12 protein-coding genes are annotated in these 13,052 nt (G+C 67.6%); 9 read left to right on the plus strand and 3 right to left on the minus strand.

Going from position 1 to position 13,052, the window contains the following annotated elements; all coding sequences use genetic code 11:
• Nucleotides 1-16: 16 nt before the first annotated feature.
• Genes BM031_RS12225 through BM031_RS12245 form a run of 5 tightly spaced genes read left to right on the plus strand, consistent with a single transcriptional unit; the run spans nt 17 to nt 5,968 of the window.
• A complete protein-coding gene (locus BM031_RS12225; RefSeq protein WP_177207739.1) occupies nt 17-1,150 on the plus strand; it encodes a 2-hydroxyacyl-CoA dehydratase subunit D in 1,134 nt (377 codons plus the stop codon).
• Nucleotides 1,147-2,445, plus strand: a complete 1,299-nt coding sequence (locus BM031_RS12230; protein WP_091874849.1) for a 2-hydroxyacyl-CoA dehydratase family protein — start codon at nt 1,147-1,149, stop codon at nt 2,443-2,445. Before BM031_RS12225 ends, BM031_RS12230 begins: the two co-directional genes overlap by 4 nt.
• 11 nt (nt 2,446-2,456) lie before the next feature.
• Nucleotides 2,457-3,710 (plus strand): CaiB/BaiF CoA transferase family protein, encoded by a 1,254-nt coding sequence (locus tag BM031_RS12235; protein ID WP_091874850.1) that lies wholly within the window; start codon nt 2,457-2,459, stop codon nt 3,708-3,710.
• Between the two features lie 27 nt (nt 3,711-3,737).
• Nucleotides 3,738-4,979 (plus strand): MFS transporter, encoded by a 1,242-nt coding sequence (locus tag BM031_RS12240; RefSeq protein ID WP_091874851.1) that lies wholly within the window; start codon nt 3,738-3,740, stop codon nt 4,977-4,979.
• Nucleotides 4,980-5,002: 23 nt separating this feature from the next.
• Nucleotides 5,003-5,968 carry a Bug family tripartite tricarboxylate transporter substrate binding protein gene (locus BM031_RS12245; protein WP_370660052.1) on the plus strand — a complete coding sequence of 322 codons (966 nt, stop codon included), beginning with the start codon at nt 5,003-5,005 and terminating at the stop codon, nt 5,966-5,968.
• Between the two features lie 59 nt (nt 5,969-6,027).
• Here the strand turns inward: BM031_RS12245 and BM031_RS12250 are convergent, their stop codons facing one another.
• Nucleotides 6,028-6,846: an IclR family transcriptional regulator domain-containing protein gene (locus tag BM031_RS12250; protein ID WP_091874852.1), complete on the minus strand. Its 819-nt coding sequence runs from the start codon at nt 6,844-6,846 to the stop codon at nt 6,028-6,030.
• Nucleotides 6,847-6,974: 128 nt separating this feature from the next.
• Here BM031_RS12250 and BM031_RS12255 point away from each other — a divergent pair, with 128 nt between their 5' ends.
• The 4 genes from BM031_RS12255 to BM031_RS12270 all read left to right on the plus strand — a co-directional run bounded on the left by BM031_RS12255 (nt 6,975) and on the right by BM031_RS12270 (nt 11,901).
• Complete coding sequence (locus BM031_RS12255) at nt 6,975-7,640, plus strand: 3-oxoacid CoA-transferase subunit A (RefSeq protein ID WP_091874853.1); 666 nt, start codon at nt 6,975-6,977, stop codon at nt 7,638-7,640.
• Entirely contained in the window at nt 7,637-8,293 is a 657-nt protein-coding gene (locus tag BM031_RS12260) for a CoA transferase subunit B (protein WP_091874854.1), read from the plus strand. Before BM031_RS12255 ends, BM031_RS12260 begins: the two co-directional genes overlap by 4 nt.
• Nucleotides 8,290-9,492 carry a 3-oxoadipyl-CoA thiolase gene (pcaF, locus tag BM031_RS12265; RefSeq protein ID WP_091874855.1) on the plus strand — a complete coding sequence of 401 codons (1,203 nt, stop codon included), beginning with the start codon at nt 8,290-8,292 and terminating at the stop codon, nt 9,490-9,492. Before BM031_RS12260 ends, pcaF begins: the two co-directional genes overlap by 4 nt.
• Before the next feature lie 195 nt (nt 9,493-9,687).
• Nucleotides 9,688-11,901 carry a glycoside hydrolase family 3 N-terminal domain-containing protein gene (locus tag BM031_RS12270; protein ID WP_091874856.1) on the plus strand — a complete coding sequence of 738 codons (2,214 nt, stop codon included), beginning with the start codon at nt 9,688-9,690 and terminating at the stop codon, nt 11,899-11,901.
• On the opposite strand, the gene BM031_RS12275 is transcribed toward BM031_RS12270, so the two are convergent.
• Together BM031_RS12275 and BM031_RS12280 are read right to left on the minus strand one after the other, a co-directional pair.
• Nucleotides 11,898-12,149 carry a malate:quinone oxidoreductase gene (locus BM031_RS12275; RefSeq protein ID WP_091874857.1) on the minus strand — a complete coding sequence of 84 codons (252 nt, stop codon included), beginning with the start codon at nt 12,147-12,149 and terminating at the stop codon, nt 11,898-11,900. The two genes, BM031_RS12270 and BM031_RS12275, sit on opposite strands and share 4 nt — an antisense overlap.
• A 213-nt stretch (nt 12,150-12,362) precedes the next feature.
• A complete protein-coding gene (locus tag BM031_RS12280; protein WP_229408832.1) occupies nt 12,363-13,049 on the minus strand; it encodes a trimeric intracellular cation channel family protein in 687 nt (228 codons plus the stop codon).
• Nucleotides 13,050-13,052: the final 3 nt, after the last annotated feature.

Genomic DNA, 13,052 nt, shown 5'->3' on the forward strand with positions numbered 1-13,052 from the left:
CGACATGATTGAAAACATGAACAACCCCGACCCATTCGCCCCCGTGCGCGCCGCCTACGCCGACCGCAGCGGGGCAGCCGGGCAGGCCAGGGCCGCCGGCCAGCCGGTGGTGGCCTACCTCGGCAACGCCACGCCGGTCGAGCTGATCATCGCCGCCGGCGCCTTCCCGCTGCTCATGGCCGGCGACCCGCTTGACGACACCCCGCTGGCCGAGCAGTACCTGGACGACGACTTCGACGGCGACCTGCGCTCGGTCTACCAGCGCATCGTCAGCGGCCATTACAACCTGGCGGACCTGATCGTCATCCCGCGCAGCTCGAACAACTACCTCTACCTGTACTACTTCCTGCGCGAGACGCGCCGCATGCTGCCCGGGCAAAAATTCCCGGAAGTGGTGCTGTTCGACGTGCTGCACACGCCCTTCCTGTCGACCGGGCAGTACGTATACAAGCGCCTGCTCGCCCTGAAAGCCAGGCTCGAGAAACTGGGCGGCAAGGCCATCGATGACGCCGCCCTGCGCGCGGCGATCGTCACCGTCAACCGCAGCCGCGCCGCGCTGCAGGACTTGAACGCGCTGCGCCGCGAAGCGCGGGTCACGGGCGCTGACCTCCTGCGCGCCACCGGGGCCGCCGGCTTTGCTGGTCCGGCAGCGGCTGCCGCAATGCTGCGCGCGGCCCACGCGCAGTTGGCCAGCCTGGCGCCGCGCGGCGGCATGCGCCTGATGGTGAAGGGCGCGCCGCATGACAACGCCGCCTTCTACGAACTGGTCGAAGAACTGGGCGCCCTCGTCGTCGCGGACGACCATGTGAGCGGCGAGCGCAGTTTCGAGCACCTGGTGGAGGAGGGCGTCGAGCCGATCGCGGCCCTGGCCCAGCACTACCAGCTGCATGCGCCGGGCATCCGTTCCTTCCCCCAGCTGACCCAGGACCGCCGCTTCATCGAGATCGTGGAACAGGCCCAGGTGGAAGGCGTGGCGTTCTTCCACGACGAGTTCGACGACACCATGGGCTGGGACTACCCGGAACAGAAACGCCTGCTGGACGAGCGCGGCATCCCCTCGGTCTTCCTGCAGCAGCAGTCCTACCGGACGCCGGACCGCGCGGCTCAAGAGGCCGCCATCCGCGCGCTGATGGAAAGGAAGACGCCATGAGCGATGCAGCAAAACCGCGGGACGAGCGCCTGCGCTCGACCCTGCTGGCCAACGAACACCAGAAGCAGGATTTCATCGCTTTCCGCAAGCGTGTGCTGGAAGACGGCGAGCCCTATGTGATCTCGGATGCGGTGGCGCCGGCCGAGATCCTGCACACGATGGACATCCCGGTGGTGCCGGTGGTGTGGTACTCGGCCATCGTGGCCGCGAAACAGCTCTCGCCGCATTACTTCGACGTCATGGACAAGCTGGGCTATCACGCGCGCCTGCCGCGCTATACCAGCCTGCCGCTGATGACGACCCTGGACACGCAATCCGGCCTGGCCCCCTACGGCGGCCTGCCCAAGCCCATGCTGTTCCTGAACCGCTTCCGCGACGACTACGGCCAGCGGGTCATGGAGAAGTGGTCGCAGGCCTATGGCGGCGTGCCCTGCTTCCCGCTCGAATCGAGCTCCTCGACCTCGCTGGGCGAGCAGTGGTGGACCCGTTCCCACCATGAATGGGAAGCGCTGTACGAGACCCATCGCCTCGACTTCCAGGTGCAGCAGCTCGATTCCCTGGTGCGCACCGTCGAAACCCTGAGCGGACGTACCTTCGACCAGCTGGAATTCGTGCGCCAGATGGACCGCATCAACGAGGCCGGCGAAATCGTCGACGAAGTGCGCGAACTGATCGCCACCGCCCGCCCGTGCCCGGTGCCGCTCACCGAGCAGCTGGCCAATGTGATGGCGCCGACCTGGGACCGGGGCAGCGCGTGGTCGGTGAACCACCTGCGCGCCTACCGCGACGAAGTGAAGGAAAGGGTGGAAGCCGGAATCGGCGCCTGCAAGAACGAGCGCATCCGCCTGCTGTGGGTCGGCAACGGCCTGTGGTTCAACACGAAATTCTACCGCGCCTTCGAGGAAAAATACGGCGCGGTGTTCGTCTGGTCGATGTACTCCAACTTCCTGTCCGATGGCTATCGCCGCTACTTCAGCGACGAGCCGGGCCAGGCAATGCGCGCGCTGGCCTCGCGCCACGTCAGCATGAACGAGCAGCTGCACGTACCGCCCTGGATGGCCGACTGGATCATCGAGCAGGCCAGGGCCTACGGCGCCGACGGTGCGGTGATGCTCACGCCGACCCACGACCGCATGGCTTCCTTCGGTAACCGCATGACGAAGGTGGCGCTGGAGGCGGCCGGCATCCCGGTGGTGGAACTGAAGGCCAATATGGTCGACGCCCGGCTGTGGGACGACGCGGCCATGACGCGCGCCGTCGAAGAATTCATCGAAACACGCATCCAGAAAAACTGAAGGGGACAAGCATGCAACAAAATACAGAGAATTTGCCGCGCCCGTTGGAGGGCGTTACCGTCCTCGACCTGACCACCGCGCTGGCCGGGCCCTATGCGACCCTGCTGCTGGCCGGCCTGGGCGCCCGCGTGATCAAGGTCGAGAACCCGAAGAACCCGGACTCGGCCCGCACCAACTCTCCCTACCTGGGCCGCGACGGCATCAAGGTGGCGCGCGAGCACGACGACGACCTGTCGCTGGCCATGCTGGAACGCGGCCGCAACAAGGAAGCCGTCACCCTCAACATGAAGCATCCGGAAGCACGCGCCATCTTCTTCGATCTGGTGCGCAAGGCCGACGTGGTGGTGGAGAACTACAGCGCCGGCGTGGCCGACCGCCTCGGCATCGGCTACCAGGCCTGCCGCGAAGTGAATCCGAAGATCGTGTTCACCTCGATCAGCGGCTTCGGCGCCAACGTCAACCCCAGGCAGAACAAGGCGATGGACAACATCGTGCAGGCGATGAGCGGGATGATGATGGCGTCCGGGAACGAGGGCGAAGCGCCGGTGCGCGTGGGGATTCCTTTTGGCGACCTGACCGCGCCGCTGTTCGCCACCATCGGCACCCTGGCCGCCGTGATGCAGGCCCGCAGCAGCGGCATCGGCCAGCACGTGGACGTCTCGCTGCTGGGCGCCCTGAGCGCGCTGGTGGCGGCCGAGCCCTTCGACATGCAGCGCAAGCTGGGCCGGCCGACCCGTTCCGGCAACTTCATGGCGCGCCTGGCGCCCTTCGGCGTGTTCCCGACCAGCGACGGTTATATCTCGATCTGCGCGCCGAAGGACGAATTCGTGTCCGGCCTGTTCCGCGCCATGGGACGCGAAGAGCTGCTCAAGGACGAGCGTTTTGGCGGGCGCGACGCGCGTGTGCGCAACCACATCGAACTGCACGACATGGTCAGCCAGTGGACCCGCACCATGAGCACCGAGGCAGCGGCCGACCTGCTGGCCGACTTCGACGTGCCCAACGGCCCGGTGCGCGACCCGGCCGACGCCATGCGCGACCCCAACCTGCTGATGCGCGGCGAGACCACCAAGCTGGAGCACCCGGTGTATGGCGCCACCGAAGACATCGTGGTGGGCGGGCTGCCGATCCGCATGTCGGGCGCCTTCACCGGCTTCGACAAGGCGGCGGTGACGCTGGGCGCCAGCAACGAAGCGGTCTACCGCGAGCTGCTCGGCTACAGCCAGGAGCAGTTCGACAGCCTCAAGGCTTCCGGCGCGATCTGATCCACCCACATACAAGGAGACGAGAACATGATGGCAGATAACGCAGGACCGGCGCTGGCGCCGCAGAAGCGCTGGATGGTCTACTACCTGGCGACGGTGGTCGCGATGATGGCGCTGCAGATGTCGAGCCTGGGCTTCTCGCCGCTGCTGCCGGCGATCCAGCACGAGTTCGAGATGAGCTTCTCGCAAATGGGCCTGTTCACCGGCATCTACGGCCTGGTGGCGCTGGTGGTGAGCGTCCCGGCGGGCATCCTGGCCAAGCAGTATGGCGAGAAGCGCGTGCTGGTGGTCGGCATGGCGATCCTGGCGGCCGGCCTGTTCGGGCTGTCGATGGCCGAGAACTACGGCCAGGGCCTGACCGCGCGCGCGCTGTGGATCTTCGGTTACCGCCTGGCCTTCGTGTGCGTGATGACGGCCATTGCGCTCACCGCGCCTTCGCACCTGAAGGGGCGGGCCATGGGCGTGCTGGGAGCCTGCTCGGCGCTGGCCACGGTGCTGGGTGCGCCGTTCTGCGCCGGCCTGGCCGAGGCCTTCGGCTGGCGCCATGCCGTGATGGGATTCGGCGGCATGACCATCGTCGGCCTGGTCGTGTTCTCGATGTTCTACCACCAGCGTCCCGAGGTGATCCAGAAGAAGACCGATCCGAAAGGGCAGGGCGCGTTCTCGGCCTTCAAGTACCCGATCGTCTGGACCATCCCGTTGCTGGGCCTGACCAATGCCGGCGGCTTCGCGGCCACCTTCTTCCTGCCCTCGGTGCTCAAGGCCGACTTCGACCTGGGCGCCACCGAAGCGGCCAGCGTCATCAGCGTGGCCTACATCGCCGCCATCGTCGTCAATCCGCTGTGCGGCTGGCTGGCCGACCGCTACAACCGCTGGCTGGTCCTGGCCGGCATGATGATCCTGATGATCCCGGCCTGCCTGGCCATGACCTCGACCAATCTGCTGGTGTTCGAGATCTCGGCCGCAATGCTGATCTCGCTGGGCCTGGCCTCGACCAACCAGCTCTACCCGACCATCGCGGAACTGATGCGCGGCCGCGACGTGGGTCCGCTGATGGGCATCACGGCGCTGGGCGGCGGCATCTTCGGCTTCCTCGGCCCGCAGGCGCTGGGCTGGCTGCGCGACTGGTCGGGCGGCTTCCACGCCGGATGGTACACGCTGACCGGCGTGGCGATCTTCTCGGCCGCGCTGATCCTGTTCCTGCGCAGCTACGCAGAGCGCCAGAATGCGCGTTTGGCTGCCGGCATCGGCCAGGTCGCGGTATCGTAGCGTGACCTGAACGAGGAGACGGAATGAAAACCAAACAACTGGTACTGGGGCTGGCCATGGGTATGGCCGTGACGCTGGGCGCGCAGGCCGGCTACCCGGACAAGCCGATCACCTTCGTGGTGCCGTTCCCGGCGGGCGGCTCCACCGACGCCATCGCCCGCGCGGTCGGCGCCAAGCTCACGGCCCGTTACGGCCAGCCGGTGATCGTCGATAACCGGCCCGGGGCCACCGGCGCCATCGGCGCGGGCCTGGTCAAGCGCGCCGCGCCCGATGGCTATACGGTGATGGTCGCGTCGATCGGGGTCTACGCCATGAACCAGTGGCTGCAAAAGAAGCTGCCGTACGACCCGGCCAAGGACTTCGACCTGCTCACGGTGGCGGTGCAGGCGCCCAATGTGCTGGTGGCGCACCCGGGCGTGCCGGTGAATTCGGTCGCCGACATAATCGCCAAGCTGAAGAAAAGCCCCGGCAAGCTCAGTTTCGCCTCCTCGGGCAACGGCAGTTCCGACCACCTGACGGCGGAGCTGTTCTGGCAAAAAAGCGGCGCCCGCGGCCTGCACGTGCCCTACAAGGGCGGCGCCCCGGCCGTCACCGACCTGATAGGCGGACAGGTCGATGTCTCGTTCGTCAACGTGAATACGGCGCTGCCGCATATCCGGGCCGGCAAGCTGAAGGCGCTGGCCGTCACCGGCGACCGGCGCGCGGCGGTGCTGCCCAAGCTGCCGACGCTGGCGGAATCGGGCGTGCCGGGTGTCGATATCTATTCGTGGCAGGCGTTCGCAGCGCCCAAGGGCTTGCCGAAGGACGTGAAGGCGAAGCTGCACGCGGCCATCGTCGCGGCGCTCAACGAGCCGGACGTCAAGGCCAAGCTGGTGGAACAGGGCTTCGAGATCGTGGCGAACACGCCGGAACAGTTCCAGGCTTTCCAGGGCGTGGAACAGGCGCGCTGGAAAACCGTTATCGAGACCGGCAAGATCACGTCCAACTGACATTCCCTTCTTCATGCGGGTTTGGCCACCGGAGCTGGTATCCGGTGGCTTCTTTACATCTACGGCAGCAGCACCGCCAGCTCCTGCGCCCCGGCGCGCAGCACCGGCAGGAAGTCGTCGATCATGCACTGCGCCGGCACGCGCGCGGCCTGGGCCCCGACGTTCAGCGCTGCCAGCACCCGTCCGGACGCGCCGCGTACCGGCACCGCGATCGAGCGTAGTCCCAGTTCCAGTTCCTCGCTGTTGACCGCATAGCCGTCGCTGCGCACCTGCAGCAGGATGGTGCGCAGCCGCGCGGCGTCGGTCACGGTGTACTCGGTCCTGGGCAGCAGCGTCACGCGCGCCAGGTAGGCGTCCAGCTCGGCGTCGGGCAGGGCGGCCAGCAGCACCCGCCCCAGCGAGGTGCAGTAGGCCGGCAGGCGGCTGCCGGCGCTGAGCGACACCGACATCACGCGCGAGGTGGCCGCGCGCGCCACGTACAGCACTTCGTCTTCGTCCAGCACCGCCAGCGAGCTCGATTCGCCCAGCTTGCGGCTGATGCCGTCTAAACAAGGCTGGCTCGACACGGTGAGCGGGGTCGACGACAGGTAGGAGTAGCCGAGCGTGAGGATCTTCGGGCGCAGCGTGAAATTGTTGCCTTCCGCATCGACGTAGCCGAGCTGGCGCAGGGTATGCAGGCAGCGCCGCACCGCCGCGCGCGGGATGCCGGTCTGCTGGCTGAGCTGGGCGATGGTCTGGGGCCGGCGCGCGTCGGAAAAGGCGCGGATCACGGCCAGGCCCCGGGCCAGGGTGGTCATGAAGTCCGGGTCGGCGAGGGCATCGATCTCTTGCGAGATGGTGGGGGCGCTGCTGTTTAGTGGGTCGGTTGTCGAAGGCATAACGCCATTCTAAGGCATGGATCAGCTATTGCAGCGCGTTGCGCTTGACCGATGGCGATGCTTGGGACTATCCTTGTTGTGCGGTCATCGTTTACTTGTTCGGTGATCGAACATCTAACGGAGGCAACATGATCGACAAGACATGCGAATCGCTGGAGCGGGCGGTCGCGGACATTCCCGATGGCGCGACCATCATGATCGGCGGCTTCGGCAACGCCGGCATGCCCTCAAGCCTGATCGACGCGCTGCTGGCCCAGGGCGCGCGCGAACTCACCATCGTCAACAACAACGCCGGCAACGGCGAAACCGGGCTGGCCGCGCTGATCCGCGAAAAGCGGGTACGCAAAATGGTCTGCTCCTTCCCGCGCCAGGCCGATTCCCACCATTTCGACGCGCTGTACCGCGCCGGCGAGATCGAACTCGAACTCACGCCCCAGGGCAACCTGGCCGAGCGCATCCGCGCCGCCGGCGCCGGCATCGGCGGCTTCTTCACGCCCACCGGCTTCGGCACCCTGCTGGCCGAGGGCAAGGAAACCCGCGTCATCGATGGCCGCAACTATGTCTTCGAAACCCCGATCCACGCCGATTTCGCGCTGATCAAGGCGCTGCGCGGCGACCGCTGGGGCAACCTCGTGTACCGCAAGACGGCGCGCAACTTCGGCCCGATCATGGCGATGGCCGCCAAGACCACCATCGCCCAGGTGGTGGAAGTGGTGGGCCTGGGCGAGATCGACCCGGAAACCGTGGTCACGCCCGGCATCTTCGTTCAACGCGTGGTGAGGGAGGCAGCATGAGCAAATTCAACCGAGACCAGATGGCCGAGCGCGTCGCGCAGGACATCCCCGAAGGCGCCTACGTCAACCTTGGCATCGGCCTGCCGACCAGGGTGGCCAACTACCTGCCGCTGGAGCGCGAAGTTTTCCTGCACAGCGAGAACGGCCTGCTGGGCATGGGGCCCGCTCCCGCGCCGGGCGAGGAAGACGAAGACCTGATCAACGCCGGCAAGCAGCCGGTCACCCTGCTGGCCGGCGGCGCCTACTTCCACCACGCCGATTCGTTCGCGATGATGCGCGGCGGGCACCTCGACATCTGCGTGCTGGGCGCCTTCCAGGTGGCCGCCAATGGCGACCTGGCCAACTGGCATACCGGCGCGCCGGACGCAATTCCCGCAGTGGGCGGCGCGATGGACCTGGCGATCGGCGCCAAGCAGGTGTTCGTCATGATGGAGCATGTCACCAAGACGGGTGAGAGCAAGATCGTCAGCCAGTGCAGCTACCCGCTCACCGGCATCAAGTGCGTCAGCCGCATCTACACCGATCTGGCGGTGCTCGACATCACCCCGCAGGGCCTGCGCGTGCGCGAGATGGCGCCCGGCCTCACTTTTGCGGACCTGCAGGCGGTAACCGCCGCGCCGCTGCTGCCACTCGAAACAGGAGAACGAGCATGACCGACGCTTATATTTGCGACGCCATCCGCACCCCCATCGGCCGCTACGGCGGCGCCCTGAAGGACGTGCGCGCCGACGACCTGGGCGCGGTGCCGATCCGCGAACTGATGCGCCGCAACCCGGGCGTGGACTGGAACGCGGTCGACGACGTGATCTACGGCTGCGCCAACCAGGCCGGCGAAGACAACCGCAATGTGGCGCGCATGTCGGCGCTGCTGGCCGGCCTGCCGCAAGAGGTCCCGGGTTCCACCGTGAATCGCCTGTGCGGCTCCGGCATGGACGCCGTGGGCAGCGCGGCGCGCGCCATCATGAGCGGCGACGCCCAGCTGATGATCGCCGGCGGCGTCGAATCGATGACGCGCGCGCCCTTCGTGATGGGCAAGGCCGATGCGGCCTTCTCGCGCAGCGCCGAGATCTACGACACCACCATCGGCTGGCGCTTCCCGAACCCGCAGATGGAAAAGTTGTACGGCACCGACCCGATGCCGGGCACCGCGGAAAACGTCGCCACCGACCACGGCATCAGCCGCGCCGACCAGGACGCCTTTGCGCTGGCCAGCCAGGCCAGGGCCGCGCGTGCCCAGCAGGACGGCAGCTTCGAGCAGGAGATCGTGCCGGTGCTGGTGCCGCAGAAAAAAGGCGATCCGGTGCGCTTCGCGCGCGACGAGCATCCACGCGAAACCACCATCGAAGCGCTGGCCAGGCTCAAGCCGGTGGTGCGTCCGGATGGCACGGTCACCGCGGGCAATGCCTCCGGCGTGAACGATGGCGCCTGCGCGCTGCTGCTGGCCAGCGCCGAAGCGGCCAAGCGCCATGGCTTGCGCCCCCGTGCCCGCATCCTCGGCATGGCCAGCGCCGGCGTGGCGCCGCGCGTGATGGGCATCGGCCCGGTGCCGGCGGTGCAGAAGCTGCTCAAGCAACTGGACATGCGCCTGGAGCAGTTCGACCTGATCGAGCTGAACGAAGCCTTCGCCTCCCAGGGCCTGGCGGTGCTGCGCGGCCTCGGCCTGCAGGACGACGACCCGCGCGTGAACCCGAACGGCGGCGCGATCGCGCTCGGCCACCCGCTGGGCATGAGCGGGGCGCGCCTGGTGACGGCGGCGATGTACCAGCTGCACCGGACCGGCGGGCGCTACGCGCTGTGCACGATGTGCGTAGGCGTGGGACAGGGGATCGCGATCGCGATCGAGCGGGTCTAGCGCCGAGCGGGGCTGGGGAAGTATCTTGTAAAACGTTTAACATGCCGGTATAGTCGGAGGCGTAGAATGAGCGGACTTGTTCCTGCGCGCCGCCGGCCTAGCTGGTGGATAAACGTTTTCTACCCGCAGTTCCTGACGCCAAACTAAGTTCCCCTTATGATCCTTTTGAAAAGATTAGCGAAACTTAACGTATCCATGTTGGCAGGCTTGCTGCTGCTCGGCGCCGGCACCGTGCATGCGAGCGAACCGGCCACGGTCGCCCAGCGCGTCGACCGCCTCCTGCGCCAGATGACGCTGGAAGAAAAAGTCGGGCAGCTGAACCAGCTCTCGGGCAAGGAATTCACCGGCCCGGCCAACGACAAGGCCGTCAACATGGAGCGCGAGATCCGCAGCGGCCGGGTCGGCTCCATGCTCAACATCAAGGGCGCGGCCGACACCCGCCGCCTGCAGGCGATGGCGCTGCAGTCGCGCCTGAAGATCCCGCTGTTGTTCGGCCTGGACGTCATCCACGGCTACCAGACAGTGTTCCCGGTGCCGCTGGGCGAAGCGTCGTCCTGGGACCTGGAAGCGATGGAGGAATCGGCCCGCATCGCCGCACGCGAAGCGGCCGCTTCCGGCATCCACTGGACCTTCGCCCCGATGGTCGACATCGGCCGCGACCCGCGCTGGGGCCGGGTGATGGAGGGCGCCGGCGAGGATACCTACCTGGGTTCGCGCATCGCCGCCGCCCGCGTGCGCGGCTTCCAGGGCGCCAGGCTCGGCGGCCTGGAATCGGTCATGGCCACCGCCAAGCACTTCGCCGCCTACGGCGCGGCGATCGCGGGGCGCGACTACAACGCGGTGGACATGAGCGAGCAGCTGCTGCACGAGACCTACCTGCCGCCCTTCAAGGCGGCCGTCGATGCCGGCGCGGCCACCTTCATGAACGCCTTCAATACCCTCAACGGCATCCCGGCCACGGGCCACAGCGGCCTGCAGCGCGACATCCTGAAAGGGGCCTGGGGCTTCCAGGGCATCGTGGTGAGCGACTGGGGTTCAGTGCGCGAGATGGTCGTCCACGGCCACGCCCAGGACTTACCGGACGCCGCCGCCAAGGCGATCGTCGCCGGCAGCGACATGGACATGGAAAGCAATGCCTATGCGTCGTCATTGGCCAAGCTGGTCAGGGACGGCAAGGTGCCGGTGAAGCTGGTCGACGATGCGGTGCGCCGGGTACTGGTAAAAAAATTCGAGCTGGGCCTGTTCGACGATCCGTACCGGTTCTCGGACCCGGCGCGCGAACGCGCCGCCATGAGCGACCCGCGCCACCGCCAGGCCGCCCGCGCCACCGCGGCCAAGTCGATCGTCCTGCTGAAGAACGACCAGGGCGTGCTGCCGCTCAAGCGTGGCCTGGGCGCGATCGCCGTGATCGGGCCGCTGGCCGACGCCCGGCGCGACCTGGAAGGCGGCTGGATCGTGAAGTCGGATGCAGCCACCATGGCCAGCCTGGTCGACGCCGTGCGCGAGCAGGCCGGGCCCGCTACCCGGGTCAGCTACGCCGCGGGCTGCGACGTCGCCTGCCGCGACACTGGAGGCTTTGCCGCCGCGCTCGAAGCGGCAGCCGGGGCCGACGCCGTGGTGCTGGCCGTTGGTGAAAGCTGGGACATGTCGGGCGAGGCGAAGTCGCGCGCCGACATCAGGCTGCCGGGCCGCCAGGGCGAGCTGTTCGAGGCCCTGCGCGCAATCGGCAAGACGCCGGTGGTGGTGGTCATGGCGGGGCGCCCGCTCATTTTCGAGAACATCGCCGAGCAGGCGAACAGCATCTTGTACGCCTGGTTCCCGGGCAGCGAAGGCGGCCGCGCGATCGCCGACCTGCTGTTCGGCGCCGCCAACCCGTCAGCGAAGCTCCCGATGACCTTCCCGCGCAACATGGGCCAGCTGCCGATCAGCTACCAGCAATACGAAACCGGCCGGCCGGTGCGCGACGACAAGAACATCGTCTACAAGTCGGCCTATATCGATTCGCCGAACACCCCGCGCTACGCCTTCGGGCATGGCCTGAGCTACACCAGCTTCGCCTACCGCGACCTGCGCGTGTCCAGCGCCGGCATGGGACCGGACGGCAAGCTCACGCTGTCGTTCACGCTGGCCAATACCGGTCCGGTGGCCGGCGCCGAGGTGGTGCAGCTGTATGTGCGCGACCCGGTGGCCTCGATCGTGCGGCCGATGAAGGAACTCAAGGGCTTCCAGCGCATCCACCTGGCGCCGGGCCAGCAGCAGGCGGTCAGCTTCACCATCGACCGCGACAGCCTGGCCTTCTTCGACCGCAAGCTGCAATGGGCCGTCGAGCCGGGGCGATTCGAACTGATGGTGGGCAGTGCGTCGGACGATATCCGGCTGCGCCAGGCGATCGAGGTCACGGCGCGCTAGTCGGCCAGGGTGACCGCCTTCAGGCCGAGGATGCTGCTGCTGTGCTGGCGGATGCGGTTGGCCAGCGCCGGGTCGGCGTTGCGCTTCTGGCCATAGGACGGCACCATCTCCTTCGGCTTGGCCTGCCATGCGGCGCCGGCCGAGCGGTCCTTGAAGGACGAGGACTGCAGCACCTTGAGCATGATCGGGGTCTTGTCACAGGAGGCGAGGAGGACACAGGAGAAGACTGCGAGAAGCAGCTTGCGCATGACGGCATTTCAAATTCCTGGCTGGATGCGAGACGGGCCTGGACAGGCATGTCCGCCGCCAAGGACGGGCCAAGCCAGGGTGGTGCGCCCGTTGCCGTGGAAATCCCGTAGGGTGGTCGGGTTCCCCGACCGCGCGTTCGACTCCGGCCGCGCCGTGCCGATGTTTGGGCTGCATGAACGCGCGGTCGGCACAGCCGACCACGCTACAATCTTTCAGCGGCCGTTGTCGCGCCGGTCGTCTTCGGCCTCGAGCTCCGGCGTGGCGGCCGTGGGCAGGTGCCAGCCGAAGCGGATCGCGGCCAGGCGCAGGCCGAAGCACAGAGCGGCGCCGGCGCAGGCGGTGGCCGTGGTGGGCAGTTGCAGGGCGTCGCCGATCACCACCACGCTGGCGCCGGCCAGGGCGGCGACGGCGTAGATATCGGAACGGAACACGGCCGGCACGTTCGACAGCAGGACGTCGCGCGCGACCCCGCCGCCGATGCCGGTCAACATGCCCAGCAGGGCCGCCATCACCGGTTCGAGCCCGAACACCAGCGCCTTCTGCGCCCCGGCCACGCAGAACAGGGCCAGGCCGGCGGCGTCGAACAGCTGGACCGCATTGCGCAGGCGGTTGATGACCGGGTACCAGAAGAAGATCACCAGGCCGGCCAGGATCGACACGGCCAGGTAGCGCCAGTCGCTGATGGCCGCCGGCGGCGTGGCCCCGATCAGGAGGTCGCGCACGATGCCGCCGGAGTTGGCGGCGACGAAGGACAGCACCAGCACGCCGAAGATGTCGAGCCGGCGCTTGGCGCCGGCAGTGGCGCCGCTGAGGGCGAATACGAAGGTGCCGATCAGGTCGAGCGTCAGCACCAGGGTTTTCATGGCGGCGCCCATGTCGAGCGCGAGAACAGCAAACACGGT

The sequence above is a fragment of the Massilia yuzhufengensis genome, from assembly GCF_900112225.1.
In the GTDB taxonomy this organism is placed as follows: domain Bacteria; phylum Pseudomonadota; class Gammaproteobacteria; order Burkholderiales; family Burkholderiaceae_D; genus Telluria; species Telluria yuzhufengensis.